This is a genomic window from uncultured Lactobacillus sp. (assembly GCF_902491705.1).
Lineage (GTDB): Bacteria > Bacillota > Bacilli > Lactobacillales > Lactobacillaceae > Lactobacillus.
In genome coordinates, this window is sequence record NZ_CABUIW010000006.1 from 1 (window position 1) to 17,259 (window position 17,259).

At 33.8% G+C, this 17,259-nt stretch carries 12 protein-coding genes and 1 pseudogene; 9 read left to right on the forward strand and 4 right to left on the reverse strand.

Features of this window, described 5'->3' with window-relative positions; all coding sequences use genetic code 11:
- Window positions 1–117 (forward strand): IS3 family transposase (locus RDN22_RS02195; protein ID WP_308554877.1); only part of this gene is annotated, 117 nt, incomplete at its 5' end.
- 47 nt (window positions 118–164) lie between these two features.
- On the opposite strand, the gene RDN22_RS02200 is transcribed toward RDN22_RS02195, so the two are convergent.
- Window positions 165–746 (reverse strand): hypothetical protein, encoded by a 582-nt coding sequence (locus RDN22_RS02200; RefSeq protein ID WP_308555472.1) that lies wholly within the window; start codon window positions 744–746, stop codon window positions 165–167.
- Between the two features lie 189 nt (window positions 747–935).
- On the opposite strand from RDN22_RS02200, the gene RDN22_RS02205 reads away from it, so the two are divergent.
- The gene (locus RDN22_RS02205; protein WP_308555474.1) at window positions 936–4,454 is read left to right on the forward strand and encodes a DEAD/DEAH box helicase; all 3,519 of its coding nucleotides are present in this window, start codon (window positions 936–938) and stop codon (window positions 4,452–4,454) included.
- 129 nt (window positions 4,455–4,583) lie between these two features.
- Here RDN22_RS02205 and plsY read toward each other — a convergent pair whose 3' ends face one another.
- Window positions 4,584–5,213, reverse strand: coding sequence for a glycerol-3-phosphate 1-O-acyltransferase PlsY (gene plsY, locus RDN22_RS02210; protein WP_308555477.1), 630 nt, complete (start codon window positions 5,211–5,213; stop codon window positions 4,584–4,586).
- A gap of 97 nt (window positions 5,214–5,310) precedes the next feature.
- Here plsY and parE point away from each other — a divergent pair, with 97 nt between their 5' ends.
- From parE to RDN22_RS02235, 5 genes and pseudogenes are all read left to right on the forward strand, one after another.
- The gene (parE, locus tag RDN22_RS02215) at window positions 5,311–7,257 is read left to right on the forward strand and encodes a DNA topoisomerase IV subunit B (RefSeq protein WP_308555479.1); all 1,947 of its coding nucleotides are present in this window, start codon (window positions 5,311–5,313) and stop codon (window positions 7,255–7,257) included.
- A gap of 16 nt (window positions 7,258–7,273) precedes the next feature.
- On the forward strand, window positions 7,274–9,730 hold the full coding sequence (parC, locus tag RDN22_RS02220) for a DNA topoisomerase IV subunit A (RefSeq protein ID WP_308555481.1): 2,457 nt from the start codon (window positions 7,274–7,276) through the stop codon (window positions 9,728–9,730).
- Window positions 9,731–9,882: 152 nt separating this feature from the next.
- A pseudogene (locus RDN22_RS02225) lies at window positions 9,883–10,846 on the forward strand (LysR substrate-binding domain-containing protein).
- Window positions 10,847–10,872: 26 nt separating this feature from the next.
- Complete coding sequence (locus RDN22_RS02230) at window positions 10,873–11,808, forward strand: manganese-dependent inorganic pyrophosphatase (RefSeq protein WP_308555483.1); 936 nt, start codon at window positions 10,873–10,875, stop codon at window positions 11,806–11,808.
- A gap of 134 nt (window positions 11,809–11,942) precedes the next feature.
- Window positions 11,943–12,542, forward strand: coding sequence for a peptidylprolyl isomerase (locus RDN22_RS02235; RefSeq protein ID WP_308555485.1), 600 nt, complete (start codon window positions 11,943–11,945; stop codon window positions 12,540–12,542).
- 58 nt (window positions 12,543–12,600) lie between these two features.
- On the opposite strand, the gene RDN22_RS02240 is transcribed toward RDN22_RS02235, so the two are convergent.
- On the reverse strand, window positions 12,601–12,954 hold the full coding sequence (locus RDN22_RS02240) for a helix-turn-helix transcriptional regulator (protein WP_308555487.1): 354 nt from the start codon (window positions 12,952–12,954) through the stop codon (window positions 12,601–12,603).
- A gap of 332 nt (window positions 12,955–13,286) precedes the next feature.
- Here RDN22_RS02240 and RDN22_RS02245 point away from each other — a divergent pair, with 332 nt between their 5' ends.
- On the forward strand, window positions 13,287–13,985 hold the full coding sequence (locus RDN22_RS02245) for a YoaK family protein (protein ID WP_308555490.1): 699 nt from the start codon (window positions 13,287–13,289) through the stop codon (window positions 13,983–13,985).
- Between the two features lie 1,448 nt (window positions 13,986–15,433).
- Here RDN22_RS02245 and RDN22_RS02250 read toward each other — a convergent pair.
- Window positions 15,434–15,589 carry a hypothetical protein gene (locus tag RDN22_RS02250; RefSeq protein ID WP_308555492.1) on the reverse strand — a complete coding sequence of 52 codons (156 nt, stop codon included), beginning with the start codon at window positions 15,587–15,589 and terminating at the stop codon, window positions 15,434–15,436.
- Between the two features lie 471 nt (window positions 15,590–16,060).
- Here RDN22_RS02250 and RDN22_RS02255 point away from each other — a divergent pair, with 471 nt between their 5' ends.
- On the forward strand, window positions 16,061–17,209 hold the full coding sequence (locus tag RDN22_RS02255; RefSeq protein WP_308555494.1) for a GH25 family lysozyme: 1,149 nt from the start codon (window positions 16,061–16,063) through the stop codon (window positions 17,207–17,209).
- The last annotated feature ends 50 nt before the right edge of the window (window positions 17,210–17,259 follow it).

Below are 17,259 nucleotides of genomic sequence, written 5' to 3' on the forward strand. Positions count from 1 at the left end.
GCTCAAGCTATAGAGGAATATATCAAATACTATAACGAAGAAAGGATAAAGAGCAGATTAAAAGGCTTAACTCCGAAAGAATATCGGAATCAAGCCTCTATTAATCCTATGTTTTAAAATGTCTACTTTTTAGGTCCCACTTCATCACGATGTAGAATACTTTTTTAATTAGAATAATTTGAATCTGTATTTAACTCACTTTTATCATCGTCAAAAAAGGTAACTAAATCATCATAATCAGGGTAGGGTTCTGGATAAACTTCTAAGTAATCGTGAATATTACGACAATATTCGCGATTTTTTTCATTTTGACTGCGCCGGTATATCTTCTCTAGACTGTTTCGAGTCACAGGGTAAAGATAGTTTTCTTCCGCAAATCCTACGGCATTAGATTGCACATCGTTAAATATATATGACGTGCCAAATTGATCAATTAAATTAATTAAAACATCGATTCTTTGTACTTCTTGATCTACATTATGACTTTTAGGCAACAATAATAAAGATACGCCAGTGATATCCATTTCATATTGATCCCAGAACTTTTGATATAGATCATTAAAATCCATATCTTCTTGAGATAATAACCATTGACGGTATATTCTTAGAATTCTAATTGTTTTTTGTACATCGAAAATATAAAAATTACTATAGCAAAACTGCTGAGTCTTTTTAGTAATGCCCGAAAATAGTTCTCTGTAGCAATCCAAATCTTCAGCAGTTAATCTTTCAAATTGCTGAGTCATTTTAATTACTCCTATTCTATTCGTGTTTCATTTACATTATCGTATTATTCCATAAGCAAATATGTTAATACTGCACTACTTACAACCATATTATAATGTGATTTCAGGATTTGTTAATAATAAAATGCTTGTTATTTTCGTTACAAATTGTTAGGTTAAAGCTATATATCAATATGAGGAGTTTTCAAGATGGCACAGTGGTCTAAACTATTTCCTCAGCGAATTCTTGATCGCGGAGAAATTTATTTTGAAAATGAAACGATACAAAGTGTTCAGCTGGCAACTGATAGAGAGCACTTTACTGCAAAAGTCCAAGGCGGAATTGGGCAATATTATAATGTTTCCGGTCGTTTACGCTTAGATGGTCGGGCATCGGAACTAAAATGCGATTGTCCATGGGCTAAGAAAGGTCATCGCTGCAAACATCAAGTGGCAGTACTAATGGCTGTAGAAAAAGAGCAAGAACATACCGAATCAACTAGAAAAGGTACTGAAATCAACTTTAAAGATTTAATCTCAGATCAACTTAAAGAAGCCATTCTTCAAGCTAATCCTGCTGTAGATCCTTTTGAAATTATTGGACCAAGGTCTTTTAGTCAAGATGCTTATGATCGTGCATTAGAGTTAACTGATAGTTTTCATGAAATCAATTTTCGTAAGCTTGACGATAAAATGCGGGCATATGCATATATCTGGAATTTTGAAGACGAAAATGGTAAATGGCAGAATCTATCTATTAAATTTACACGCTGGCAAATTTTAACCATTGATTTTGAAGATAATGCATCAGACTCTGCTACTATTTTTGCTTTACTTAATTTTTTAAAGAAGTACATCCAAGATGATCCTTTTGATGTAACTAATCAGGCAGCTAATCAATTACTGGATTTATATTCAAAAGACACTGCTAAAACTGAAAGCGCAATTGTTCTAAGAGCACAGATTGATGATTATGGTAGAATGCCTCGACTCAGTTTTAAATTAGGCGTAGAGAAACATCTTTATCAACTAAACGATTTGACTGCGCTAATCGATGCAGTTCACCAGCAAAAGCCAGTAAAATTAGGTAAATTCTTTAACCAGACAATTGATCCTAATCAGATGACTCAAGATAGTAAAAAGTGGCTTGAGTTTATTGCAAAAATTATTGATGCACGAAATTTAAGTGTTTACTACGGTGGATCTAGTCATTTTGATTCAATCGAAATTGAAAATTCAATTGCCGATGAACTAAATGATCTGATCTACAATGGTACAAAGCTTTATTCTGGAACTCATTTAGTAGGATATACTTCTGACAAGTTAGATTTAAATATTGATATAACCGACGATAATGGTGGAGCAATTGTCACAATTGAAGATTTTCCTGCCGGAACCATAATAACCGGTAGAAATAGTTATTATGGTTATTACAATGGCGTCTGGATCAAATATACAGGTTTATCACCCAGTTATTTGCAAAAATTAAAACTTCATCCGGGAGATGAATTGCGTTTTAGCAAGAAGACTGTTTTGCAATTTGCTCGTAAAGTTTTGCCTACACTAGAACAGGCTGATCATATTTCGATAACAGGAGCACAAGAGTTAAAAGATAAACTACCACCTAAAGCTAGATTTGTTTTTAAAATAGACTATTTAGCTGGCAAAATTCGCTGCAATGCTTCTGTATTATATGGGGATGCTGAATATCCATTAAATGATGACTATACTTCAGTGCAGCGAGAAGCCGATCTTGAAGAATCTGTTCAAGAGAAGTTAAAGCAATACTTTCCTGATTTTGATAAGGGACAGTATCTACTTCCTAACGAAGACGCAGATGCAGTTGCTGACTTTTTAGATAATGGTCTAGCTAAATTAAAAGAGCTTGGTGAAGTTCAGATTACTGCCAATTTCAGATCACTACTAAAAGGCATTAAAATTAATACTCAAATCGGTGTAAGCGTCAATTTAACTGATGAACTGCTTAATATAGATCTGACTAGTCAAAAATTAAGCTGGGAAGAAATCCAGACAGCTTTAAAGGCCTATCAAGAAAAGAAACGCTATTTTGTTTTACAAAATGGCATGTTAGAGCAAACCGAACAACCTACAATCGAGCAGCTTGCTCAAGTTATGCATGATCTAAATATCAAATTTACTGATTTTATTCATGGGAAGTTGCAAATGCCTGCATATAGGGCATTTTACTTTGCTAAGAAGATGCAGAGTATGAAAGCTTTGCACTTCTCAACGAATAAAACCTTCAATAGATTGATTAGTGATTTATCTAATAATGAAATAAAGAGGGATGCAATACCTAAGAGCTTAGTGAATACTTTGCGACCATATCAAAAAGAAGGTTTTAACTGGCTTAGTACTATCATTAATTATAATTTTGGCGGACTCTTAGCAGATGAAATGGGTCTAGGAAAAACGCTACAAGTTATCACTTTGCTTTTAGCTAGAAAAGAACAAAATAAGAGTAAACAGCCTAGCTTAATTATTGCCCCTGCTTCTGTGATTTATAATTGGCAAGCCGAAATTAAGAGGTTTGCTCCCCAACTAGTTGTTGGTGTATTAGGTGGCAATAAAGCTGAACGTCAAAACATGTTATTGCACCAAAGTGATTATGATGTGCTTATTACTTCTTATCAATCACTTAATCATGATCTTGAGAACTACAACAACCTGACTTTTGATGTGCAAGTTCTGGATGAAGCACAAAACATTAAAAATCATCAGTCAATTACAGCCCAAACTGTTAAAGTAATTAAAGCACACCATAGATTAGCTTTAACAGGTACACCGATTGAAAATAAACTAAGTGAATTATGGAGCATCTTTGACTATTTAATGCCAGGCTTTTTAGGTTCTTATGTTGATTTCAAAAAGAAATTCGAACTGCCAATCGTTAAAAAAGAAGACAAAGATATGGAAGCTATCTTAAGTGAGACAGTAGCTCCTTTTATATTGCGTCGCCTTAAGAAGGATGTTTTACAAGACCTGCCTGAGAAAGATGAAGAAGTAGTCTATGTAAAAATGAGTAAAAAGCAGACTGAATTGTATCAGCTGCAGATGGAAAAGATTATTGCTCAGTTAAACGGACAAGACGATAATGATTTCAAGAAATCTCGTTTTCAAATTCTAGCGCAGATTACCAAGCTTAGAGAAATATGTTGTGATCCGCATCTGCTATATGATAATTATCACGGTAGATCCACTAAATTAATTTCAACTATCAATCTAATAAAAAACAATATAGAAAATGGACACAAGATTTTATTGTTCTCTCAATTTACTACCATGCTATCTATTTTGCGTGAAAAACTAACTAAATTGAGCATCCCTATTTTTATGCTTACTGGAGCTACACCAAAAGAGCAAAGACAAAACGATATTCAAAAATTCAATTCACTCAAAAAGCCGGGTATCTTCTTAATTTCTCTTAAAGCTGGAGGAACAGGAATTAATCTAACCAGTGCTGATATAGTAATTCACTATGATCCATGGTGGAATTTAGCGGCAGAGAATCAAGCAACCGACCGAGCACACCGAATTGGGCAAAAACACTCTGTAAAAATTTATAAGATGGTCTCACAAGATACGATAGAAGAACGTATTATTAAGCTTCAGCAAAAGAAGGCAGAATTAGCTCAAGCTATATTAAGTAATAAAGATATGTCAAATACTGCTATGAGAAGAGAAGATCTACTTAAATTACTGAAGTAGCTTATAGTTATATCTTTATTAAATTATATTTTTGTCCTTGCGAACTATTGTTTGCATGAGTATAATAATTTATGTAACAAAAAAGCCAACAAGTTAAATACTTGCTGGTTTTATATTTTAGTTATTAGTTTATTTAGCATGTTTCTTTTTATACCAGTAATATAGACCAAACGGTACCATGTTTTCTTGGTGATGTTCGATTCGTACAATATTACTTCTATGGCTCCAGTAGATTAAGACTACGAGCAATCCACTGATAATGCTTAAGGCAAGATCGTGGAAGAAGAATGAAGCAATAAAGATTAGAACCACTGAGATTAAACTAGTTAATGAAACCATACTTGTGATAAACAAGATAGGGAAGAAGATCACTGCACAGATTAAAAAGAAATGTACATTGTATCCTAATAGAAAACCTGCTGTTGTTGCAACAGCTTTGCCTCCCTTGAATTTTAAGAATACAGGGAAAGCATGGCCAATGATTGCAGCTAAGCCAAAGAGAAGACAAAGATAATGTGGCCCTAAATTAAAGATGACAGGAATTAATGTAGCTAGTGTTCCCTTGAAGAAATCAACTAAGAATACAACTATACCTGCTACAGGTCCTAGAACTCTAAATGTATTTGTAGTTCCTATGTTTCCTGAACCATATTTTCTGATGTCCTTATGGAAAAAGGTTTTTCCTACTAACACACCTGTCGGAAACGATCCGAGCAAATATGCTAAAATAAACAACGATGCAAATTTTAATGCAAACATATTTAACAACTCCTATTGAATCTATCGCTATTTTAGCAAAGATTATCCTTTAAATATATGGTGGTTGCTGAATTTATGAACAAGTGGAGGAATTTTAGTGGCAAAAGCTAATACTTATGATGATTCTTCAATTCAAATATTGCATGGCCTAGAAGCTGTTCGTAAAAGACCAGGTATGTATATTGGTTCAACAGATATACACGGTTTAAATCAATTGGTTTATGAAATCGTTGATAACTCAGTTGATGAAGCTATGGCCGGCTTTGGTAAAGAAATTGATGTAACAATCCATAAAGATAATAGTGTAACTGTAAGAGACTTTGGACGTGGTATGCCTACGGGGATGCATAAGTCTGGTAAGCCAACAATCGAAGTTATTTTGACTGTGCTTCACGCTGGTGGTAAGTTTACCGAACAAAACTATAAGACATCTGGTGGACTTCACGGTGTAGGTTCATCAGTTGTTAATGCTCTTTCAAGTTATATGAAAGTAAGAGTAGTTCGTGATGGCAAAGCTTACGAAGAAGAATTTAAAAATGGTGGTCATCCAGTAGGTACACTTAAGTGTGTTGGTAAAACCAAGGATAAAACAGGTACAACTATTACTTTTAAACCTGATGAAACTATTTTTTCAACTACTAAGTATAAGTACGAGACTATTCAAGAAAGAATTCGTGAATCTGCATTTTTACTTAAAGGTGTTAAATTTGTTTTAACAGATGAACGTGAACCTGAACATCATGATGTTTTTCAATATGATGATGGAATTAAGTCATTTGTTTCATACCTTAATGAAGGTAAGGGAACAATTAGTGATGTTTTCTATTTTGAAGGAAAACAAGATGGCATGGAAATTGAATTTTCTGGTCAATACAGTGATGGATATTCAGAAAATCTAGTTTCATTTGTTAACAATGTACGTACTGCAGATGGTGGTACTCATGAATCTGGTGCTCGTAGTGGATTTACCCGTGCATTTAATGATTATGCTAAAAAGCAAGGTTTACTTGGTAAAAAAGATAAGAATATAGATGGATCCGATTATCGTGAAGGATTAAGTGCTGTTTTATCAGTAAAGATTCCAGAAGAATTGCTTGAATTTGAGGGACAAACTAAAGGTAAACTTGGTACGCCTCAAGCTCGTTCTGCTGTTGATTCTCTTGTATATGAGAAGATGTCTTACTATCTCATGGAAAATGGTGAACTAGCCCAAGAGTTGGTTAAAAAGGCTCAACGAGCTAGGGATGCACGTGAAGCTGCTAAAAAAGCTAGAGATGAAAGCAGAAACGGTAAAAAGAGACGAAAGAAAGAAGTTCTTTCAGGTAAGCTTACTCCAGCTCAATCACGCAATCCTAAGAAAAATGAATTGTTCCTAGTAGAAGGGGACTCAGCTGGTGGTTCTGCAAAACAGGGTAGAGATAGACGCTTCCAAGCTATTCTTCCTCTTCGTGGTAAGGTATTAAATACCCAAAAAGCTAAACTGCAAGACATCTTCAAGAACGAAGAAATTAACACAATGATTTATACCATTGGTGCAGGTGTTGGTACAGAATTCAATGTTGATGATTCTAACTACGATAAAGTTATCATCATGACTGACGCCGATGACGATGGTGCTCACATTCAAATCTTGTTATTAACTTTCTTCTATCGCTACATGCGCCCAATGATTGAAAAAGGCAAAGTTTATATTGCATTACCACCTCTTTATCGTCTGCAAAAAGGTCGCGGCAAAAAGACCAAGGTTCAATATGCTTGGACTGATGAAGAATTAGCAGAAGACGAAAAGAAAATGGGTCGTGGATACTCTTTGCAAAGATTTAAAGGACTTGGTGAAATGAACGCCGAACAGCTTTGGCAAACAACTATGAATCCTGAATCTAGAATGTTAATCAGAGTAAAAATTGATGATGCTGCTTTAGCAGAAAGAAGAGTAACCACTCTAATGGGCGATAAAGTTGCTGCAAGAAGAAAATGGATCGAAGAAAACGTCAAATTCAGAATGGGCGAAGACAGCTCAATTCTAGAATCTGAAAATGAATAAAGAAGGTTTTAATTTAATGGCCACAAAAGAACGAATTCGCGAGATGCCACTTGAACAAGTTATGGGTGAGCGTTTCGGAAGATATTCTAAATATATTATTCAAGAGCGTGCATTGCCAGATATTCGCGATGGCTTAAAGCCTGTACAGCGTCGTATTCTATATGCAATGTATCAAGATGGAAATACCTACGATAAGCCATTTAAGAAAGCAGCTAAAGCTGTCGGAAATATCATGGGTAACTTCCACCCACATGGTGACAGTTCTATTTATGGTGCCTTAGTTCACTTATCTCAAGATTGGAAGATGCGTGAACCTTTAGTAGAAATGCACGGTAACAATGGTTCAATGGATGGTGATGGACCTGCCGCAATGCGTTATACCGAATCTCGTTTAAGTAAAATTTCAAATATGCTTTTACAAGATATCGATAAAGATACAGTTAATATGGTTCTCAACTTCGATGATACCGAGTATGAACCAACTGTATTGCCAGCACGCTTTCCTAACTTATTAGTTAATGGTTCAACTGGTATTTCAGCAGGATATGCTACTGAGATTCCACCTCATAATTTAGGTGAAGTCATCGATGCAACAATTTATTTATTAAAACATCCCGATGCTACACTTGAAGATTTAATGAAATACGTTAAGGGGCCAGATTTTCCTACAGGTGCCATTATTATGGGTACTAAGGGAATTAAAGAAGCATATAAGACTGGCCGCGGCCGTATTCAAGTTCGTGCTAAAACAAACATTCAAGAAATTCGTGGACACCGTCAAGAAATCGTAGCTACTGAAATTCCATTTGATGTAAACAAGTCACTTCTTGTAAAGAAGATTGATGAAATTCGCTTAAATAAGGAAATCGATGGTATTGCGGAAGTTCGTGACGAAACTGACCGTCACGGTTTATCAATTGTAATTGAACTAAAAAAAGATGCTGACGCACAAAATATCTTGAATTACTTGTTTAAGAATACTGACTTGCAAGTATCTTATAACTTCAATATGGTTGCTATTGACCATATGACACCAGTTCAAGTCGGGTTAAAGCACATTTTAACTTCATATTTGGAGCATGAAGTCGATATAGTTACCAAGCGTACTAAATTTGATCTAAATAAAGCTGAATCACGTTTAGAAATTATTCAAGGCTTGATTCATGCAATGGATATCTTAGATCAAGTGATTAAGACTATCCGTGCATCTAAAAACAAGGCTGACGCCAAGAAGAATTTAGTAGCAAAATACAAATTCACCGAAAACCAAGCTGAAGCTATCGTTTCTTTACAACTTTATAGATTAACTAACACTGATGTTAATGAGTTGATCGCTGAACAAGATAAGTTAAATAAATTAGCCAAAAAGTATCGTAAGCTTTTATCTGATCGCAAGACTCTTGAAAAAGAAATAATTAAAGAGCTTTCAGCTGTAAAGAAGGAATTCAGTAATCCTCGTCGTACACAAATTTCTGAAGAAAGCGCCAAAGTCGAAATTGATGAAAAAGCATTAGTTGCTGATGAACAAGTAAGAGTATTGATCAGTCGTGATGGTTATCTTAAGCGTTCATCCATTAGATCATACCAATCAACTGATGACGCAGATAATGGCTTACCTGATGGTGACAAAGTAGTTTATGAAAACACATTATCTACATTGTCTAACCTTTATTTGTTTACTAATCGAGGTAACGTAATTTATCGTCCAGTTCATGAATTAGTCGAAGCTAAATGGAAAGAGACAGGTCAGCACTTATCTCAAGAAATAGGCCTAGATAACGATGAAAAGATTATTCGTGTATTTGTTTTAGACAAATTAAGTGCCAATATTAACTTCTTATTGGCTACTAACGATGGCTATATTAAGCAACTGGAACTTGCTAACTTACAACCAACGAGAACTTATAAATCTCGTGCTATGACAGCAATTAAACTAAAGGGCAAAGACAGCTTATTAGTAGGTGTGGACGTTGTTAAGCCAGATGATAAGAAAGAAATCACTCTGTTTACTCACCGTGCTTACGCAATTAGATACGATATAAGCGAAATTCCTACATCAGGTGCTAAAGCTGTTGGTGTTAAGTCAGCTAACCTTAAGGACGATGACTATATCGTAAATTATGTTTTAGTTGACAGTAAGTATCTTGATTTAATGCATGTCGGATTAATCACTCAACGTGGTGCATTTAAGCAATTCCAATTGAAACTAGTTAATAAGGTATCTAGAGCTAAACGTGGTGTTCTAGTATTACGTGAACTAAAGACTAAGCCACACAGAATTGCTGCATTGGTACCATATGCTCAAGATCATGTACTGCATGTTACTACAACTAGTGATCGTCACGTTAAGATTCAAACCAATGAATACCCATTAGGTGATCGTTATTCAAACGGTTCATTTGTTATTGATACAACTACAGATGGAACACCAGTAAGTATTGAATTGGGTCGACCAATTAGTGGGAAGAATTAATTCTTATTCAATAACAATCACTTTTTACTTAAAGATCTATAAATAGTGTTAAGACGTTTGTTTTGACACTATTTATTTTTGGATAGATAATGAAGGTGTTATGGGACACGGCTTATTATGAAATAATATTTTTGAGAAAGAAGATAATTATTATGCCTAAAGCTGATACTATACTTTCGGCCAAGTCCTTGCGTTATTTTTTACAGCTAATTGACACTATGAATTACACCCAAGCTGCTCAAATCTTAGGAATTACTCAACCTGCCTTAACTCAACAAGTTAAGAAATTAGAGCGCGCCATCGGTGCTCCTTTATTTGGACAAATGGGGAAGAAACTATACTTAACTGAAGCAGGTAAGGAAATGGAGTCTGCCGCAGTTGAATTATTAAGTACTATAAATGGTGTCGTAAGCGACATTCAAGAATATACGCAAGCTGATAAGGGTCATATCTCAATTGGAATTTTAGATACTTTACAAGCTGATGTCTTTTACGAATTTCTCCATTTCTTTAACAGAAAATATCCAGACGTTACTTTTACAATTAATTATTATGATAGAAAGGATCTTTGGCACAGACTCGATACTAATTTAATCGACATGGCAATCATGTATTTACCAGATAACACTAAGAGAGAAGAAACTAATTTGCGTCACCAAATTTAACCACAAAGACATTTCTTCTGATAAACTCGTTGTTTTGACTCATAAAACAACTGTAGAAGCCGGTCATACTTATCCAGTATCTCGTTTTCTTAACAGAAAATGGGTTGCATATCCTGACGACTTTTACTTAACACCACTAATGCGTGAATACTTTGGTAAAAAGCACAAACCTGACATCTCTATTAAAGTTGCCTCTACTAGAAAAATGATTGAATTAGCCGAAGCAACAGATTATGATACATATATTACTCAATCCTATTATGACGCCCACAAAAATGAAATTAGTTTAACTCCTGTCTACTTAGAGGGTGAGCATGAATTTCATATTTCATATGTTTACCGTAAAGGAAAGCTAGAAATTCCAAGAATGGAAAATATGCTAAAAGAATTAGAAATTTTCTTGGATAAATGGCTAGGTTCTAGTAGACTAGTAGGAGTAAAGCAAAAATAAAGTTAGAAAAAGAGGCAATTAATCTAATGGAAAAAGAATTCGTTTTCGGACACCAAAATCCAGACACTGATGCTATTGGTACTGCTATTGCATATTCATACTTGCAAAACAAATTAGGTTACAACACTGAAGCAGTTGCTTTGGGTGAACCTAATGACGAAACTGCTTATGCACTTAAGAAGTTCGGTTTCAAGGCTCCACGTGTGATCAAAGAAGCTGCACCAGAAGTTAAGGCAGTTATGTTGGTTGACCACAACGAACCTCAACAAAGTGTTTCAGATATTGACAAAGTTAAGGTAACTCACGTAGTAGATCACCACAGAATTATGAACTTCAATACTGCTGATCCTTTGTACTACCGTGCAGAACCAATGGGCTGTACTTCAACTATTGTTTGGAAGATGTTTAACGAAAACAACATTGAAATTCCAGAAAAGCTTGCTGGTTTGATGCTTTCAGCTATCATTTCAGATACTTTACTTCTTAAATCACCAACCACTACTGACAAAGACAAGGAAGCTGTAGAAGCTTTAGCTAAGATTGCCGGTGTTGATTACAAGGAATACGGCTTAGCAATGCTTAAAGCTGGTACTAACATCGATGACAAGTCAGAAGAAGAATTAATTGACTTAGATGCTAAGAGCTTTGAATTAAACGGCCAAAATGTACGTGTAGCACAAATCAACGTTGTTGACTTACCAGATGCTTTGAAGCGTAAAGATGCTTTCTTAAAGGCTATGGAAGCTTCATCAAAGGATAACAACTACGATATGTTTATGCTTTTAATCACTAACATTCTTGATTCTGACTCAGAAGCTTTGGTTGTAGGTAGTGATGAAAACAAGGCAGTATTTGAAAAGGCATTTGACAAGAAGCTTGAAGATTCAGAAGTTAAGTTGCCAGGTGTTGTATCACGTAAGAAGCAAGTTGTTCCACCACTTACTGATGCTTTCAACGCTTAATTTAAAGTAAGGAAATAAGAGACAGTTGATAATAACTGCCTCTTATTTTTTATGTCAAAACTTTGCTTCATAACCATACAACGTTATAATAGAGAACGTTCAATAAAATTAAATTATTAGAAAAGAGAATAGACATGGATTACCCACAATTAAACTTAGACAAAGTAGAAGGGCCAAAAGCTACTATTAAGACCAATCATGGTGATATTACAATTCAATTGTTCCCTAAGCAAGCACCAATGACTGTCGAAAATTTTGTTCGATTAGCTCAAAAAGGTTACTATGATAACACAACTTTCCACCGTGTAATCAGTGACTTCATGATTCAAGGTGGAGATCCAAATGGTAATGGCACTGGCGGAACAAGTATCTGGAATCATCCTTTCGAAGATGAATTTTCTCGAGAATTATTTAACTTACGTGGTGCTTTATCAATGGCTAACTCTGGTCCTAACACTAACGAAAGTCAATTTTTCATTGTTCAAAATAAAAACATGCCTAAGCGCTATATTAAGCAAATGGAACCAGCCGGTTATCCTAAAGAAATTATTCATGCATATAAGCAGGGTGGTACACCATGGTTAGATGGCCGTCACACAGTCTTTGGTCAAGTAGTAGATGGCATGGACGTAGTAGACGAAATTGCTAAGGTTAAGAAAGACAAAATGGATAAGCCATTAGAAGATGTCATCATCAATACGATTGAAATTGATCATTCAATTTTTGAAGACTAAAAAATAAGAGTTATTACTCATATATATCATTATATTGAGCAATAACTCTTATTTTCTTTCAATTCATATCTTTTAAAAGGACGATCAAAGATTTACACACGCGTTCTGCTTTAACGGTTGGTAATTTTCTTAATTCATTAGTTACTTTTTGAATGAAAACATGCGTATTATTAACCGGACTTTCAGGTTTTATCTTTTTAACTCGATAAGCATTATTTATGATATCTGGAGTAGTAGTATTCAAAGCTCTTGCAATTGAATCAAGCTTTTGAATACTAATGTTTTGATCTTTAGTCCTTTCCAAACGTGAAATGAAATTCACTGAAAGATCGCTAAGTTCAGCTAGATCTTCCTGCGTAAGTTTTTGTTCACGTCTTCTACGAGAAATTTCTTCTCCTAAATTAATATTCACAAAGCATTCGATCCTTTCAAACTACTTATATTCTTATGTGTATAGCTTATAAAAGATTAGGTGGAAAATGAATAAACTATTTTAATATTATTAACTTGTATTATATTAAACATCTATATAGCTTTATTTATTGATTATTCAAAGCTTGATGTCTCAACCTTTTAGGCTATTCTAACGCAAACAATATTTAATATTAAACAATTAGGCTTTTTAAATCTTAAGATAAAATTTAAAAAATAATAAAATTAAAATTAGCCAGCAAAGTTTAATTACAAAGCACAAGAAAGACTATAATAATTAATGACTATATTTTTGGAGGATTGAAGATATTAATGAGTTTACGAGACATTATTAACAGCGCCAAGCCCTCAGAATCAAGGCAATTAGCTTGTGCTTTAACTTTTTGTGGAGGTTTTATTGACGCCTATACGTATATACAAAGGGGACACACGTTATCTGCTGGACAAACAGGGAACGTAATATTCTTTAGTTCAGCATTAGCTGATCATAATATTCCAGGAATGATTAATCGTGCTAGTACGTTTATAGCTTTTTCACTAGGACTTCTTCTTGTTGGACTTTTTCATAAGTATGTAAAAAGTCATTATTGGAGAGTTTTTTGTTTGTTCCCAATTTTACTAATTTGTATGGTTGTAGGATTTCTACCTAAGAGTGTACCTAATTATTACATAGTACCAGCAATTGCTTTTGGATTAGCTATACAAAATGCGTCCTTCAGCAAAATTGAAGGTATGGGGTACAACAATGCATTTACAACAGGAAATTTGAAAAAGTCTGTAGTTGCTTGGAGCGCATTTTTCTTCGGTGAGGATAAAAGTAAGCATACAGCAGCCGTTAATTATATGTTGTTGACAATTTCATTTGCAGTTGGAGCAATCGTTTCAGCATTATTACAAAAAATCTGGGTATTAAAAACTATTTGGTTTGCAGTTGTATTTTTAGCAATAATTAACTTTATATATTTACTAGCTCTTAAGACAAATAATAAATTAGATTTCAAAAACAAATAAAATTTATAAATCATCTGTATAAATTGCAGATGATTTTTTATTGTCAATTAACGAAAAGAGTAATGAAGAGCAGAAGAAAATTATGTTTTATATATCTGCGCATAATTGATATTATGTAAAGTTAAATATAAAAATGTCAGCAAGTGAAGTACCGCTTAGTTTTATTATATGACTTTGATACTTTGTGTTTTATGAATTATAAATTTTATATCCACTGTAAATACTCCAATTCATCATTCATAAATCTACTGAACATTTTTACTGCTTATAAAAATGCTTCAATAGATTTTTTGATTCTCTATTTAATTTAATTGCAGCTACTTGTAATTAATCTTGTATCAGATATTTGAAATCTAAATTAATTCAAAAAATTTAATGCTGAGATCGCAATTCTACGGTCAAGTTCATTCATTTTAGTCAATAAAACCTAATAATTACTGTCAATTCATTTTTATTGAATTTAGGCCCAACTCATACATAATCAATCTAATAAGCTACTATAACTCAATTATCAATGAATTCTACAATTATATGGCTAATCAAGCTTAACTATCTATGTAGTAAAACAAAATATCGCTATATAAGAAATCTGCCGATTATTTGCTGATTATACTCAAAATAGCTATATATTTGATACCTCTCTAATCCATGCATATTTATAATGATTAATTAAGCATGGAAATTATAATTAATCATTATAAATAGTAGGATGTATTTGCTGAATTTTTGTATGTATTGCTTTACATAAAACAATAATTTTAATGATAGCAAGACAAACCTCTCTTGAAAAACAACGATTTTTAAGCTATTAATTTAATCTACAAATTATCGTTTTTTAGTAAATTTATAAATTAAATTTGTTCATTCGCAGTCATTCTAAAAATATTTATATAGATTGTTGCTATATACAAATATAGCTTGCTATTTGAAATAGCAAAAACTTCCCTATTTTAATGCTAATATACTTCTTTGTACGCTAAGTTAGAGTGTTATAAATTGCTTTGTTTTGCATAATTTAGATTAACTGTATTGCTAAATTATGCATATTTAACTTGTGGTTTACGCAAATAACTATATGGCTATATATGACGCCTAGATCTTATTTCAGGCCTTTAAAATCAACTATAATTACCGCAATTAGCTATTTAATTAAAAAAGATCATTATAATTAATATATTTTGCTTATATAGTATATATAATTAGCTAATTGGATATACTTTTAAAGGTAAATCTCCCCTCCTCTACGACTAGGGAGCAGGAAAGTAGACATAAACTCGGCTTAATCTTCAGCAAAACAGTTAATAAGCCTGCTAACATACTTATTCGATCTATTTTTTAGTGTGTATCATGCGGCAAAATTAGCTATATATAGATTTCTTACAAACTTGATACACATAGTAGTATTTCAATAATTATTTTATGTCATCCTAGTTACTTACAGCTTATTTTTAGTCACTTTCTTTCTTCCTACAAGCTATCCACTTATCTCTAGCTTCTTGACCTAAAGACGCTGACTGAACTGCTATATTTCCTATTACAGTCTCATCCAAATAAGCAACTAAACTAGCTTTTGAATCATAATTAGTAAGTTCTTCTAAACGCATTCCTAAATGTTACTCTTAGTTCAGCTTTTAACTGTTTTCACCTAAGAGCGTATTAGTTTTAGTATCTGAATGACTTACACCAATAATTAGCATATTGATACTTATCCATCTAAAGTAATTTTCTCAACTATTGCAGTTTGCTACATTTAATTAGACACCTTTCCTTTCCTTACCTTAAGCATTATAAAAAGCTTTAAAATACAATACCAACTAAAATTATTTTTATAATGCATCCCTCCATTGAAGCAATCTCCCTTTCCATCTATTACTCCGCCTTTACCTACATACTATTAACTATCCATGTATCAATAATGTTTCAAATATTTCTACAATATTACTAGTCTATTAACATTCGATCACGCCTATTGCCTTTTGGTCTCTACCAATGTAATCTATAATATATACAATTTAAACATATTACGTGAGAGATATAGATTATTAACTCTCTCCACCAATCTGGAGGAATTAATTTTGGTAAAAAAGAAAACTATCGTCAAATTAGCATGTGCAACTATGTTGCTTAACTCAGGAATGGCTCTCTTCCCTCATATGGCTCCTGCCACATCCACTGTTCAAGCATCCGCAACTTCTGTTGCAGCTAAGGCATTAGGTATCGACGTTGCAAGCTATCAAAGTGCTGATTTAACTGCTCATGCTAAAGCAGGTTCACAATTTGCTGTTGTTAAAGTAAGTGAAGGTACAAGCTACCGTAACCCTAAAGCAGCTAGTCAAATTAAGTCTGCAATTTCTAACGACATGATGCCTATGGGCTACCACTTTGCGACTTTTAGCTCTAATGCATCCCTAGCTAAGAAAGAAGCACAATACGCAATCTCTTCTGCTAACGCTTTAGGCTTACCTAAGGGATCATACCTTGCATGTGATTATGAAACTGGTCAAGGCAATATCATTACTAATGGTAAAACAGTAACTGCTAAAGCAATCATTGCTTTTATGGATCAAATTAAGTCTGCAGGATACCAACCACTTTTATATGCTAGTTCATCAGTGCTTCAGCATAACATCGATACTCCATCTATCGTAAAGAAGTATCCTAATTCATTATGGGTAGCTGCCTACGCTATTTCTGGTAGAGTTGATAAGCCTAATTTTAAGTACTTTCCTTCAATGGATGGTGTAGCAATTTGGCAATATACTGACAACTGGAAAGGTATGTCAACTGACGGTAATGTGTCTATTTTGCCATTATCAATCTCTGGTGCTGCCGTTTCTCAGGCACCAGTCAATCCTAATACTAAGCACACTGGTACTGTGATGTACAAAGCAAACGTTTATGATTCAAATGGTAAGCAAACTGGTGATAGCTATAAAGCATACAGTTCAATTACTTACTACGGTGGTAAAACTAAACTTAAAAACGGTAAATCTGCAATCAGAGTTGGTGAAAATCGCTATGTTCTTGCAAGCAACGTTTTAGGAAACTCTCGCAAGGTTAAGAGTGATGCATCTGTTTACCAAGGAAACGGTACTTTAAACAGCAGTTGGAAGACATTGCAAAAAGGTTCACCAATTAAGACATATGGTCCAAAGCATTACATTAATAATGAAGCTTACTATAGAGTTGGTAAGAACGCATACGTTAAAGCAGACATCTTTTAATTAACAAATAACCTAGGGTTTGATACCTAGGTTATTTTTGTGCATCCCTA

What these genes read in the sequence shown, in the direction of transcription:
- RDN22_RS02205 (WP_308555474.1), top strand. Translation starts at nt 936, where the DNA reads ATGGCACAGTGGTCTAAACTATTTCCTCAGCGAATTCTTGATCGCGGA.
- RDN22_RS02245 (WP_308555490.1), top strand. Translation starts at nt 13,287, where the DNA reads ATGAGTTTACGAGACATTATTAACAGCGCCAAGCCCTCAGAATCAAGG.
- RDN22_RS02200 (WP_308555472.1), bottom strand. Translation starts at nt 746, where the DNA reads ATGACTCAGCAATTTGAAAGATTAACTGCTGAAGATTTGGATTGCTAC.
- parC (WP_308555481.1), top strand. Translation starts at nt 7,274, where the DNA reads ATGGCCACAAAAGAACGAATTCGCGAGATGCCACTTGAACAAGTTATG.
- plsY (WP_308555477.1), bottom strand. Translation starts at nt 5,213, where the DNA reads ATGTTTGCATTAAAATTTGCATCGTTGTTTATTTTAGCATATTTGCTC.
- RDN22_RS02235 (WP_308555485.1), top strand. Translation starts at nt 11,943, where the DNA reads ATGGATTACCCACAATTAAACTTAGACAAAGTAGAAGGGCCAAAAGCT.
- RDN22_RS02230 (WP_308555483.1), top strand. Translation starts at nt 10,873, where the DNA reads ATGGAAAAAGAATTCGTTTTCGGACACCAAAATCCAGACACTGATGCT.
- RDN22_RS02250 (WP_308555492.1), bottom strand. Translation starts at nt 15,589, where the DNA reads ATGCGTTTAGAAGAACTTACTAATTATGATTCAAAAGCTAGTTTAGTT.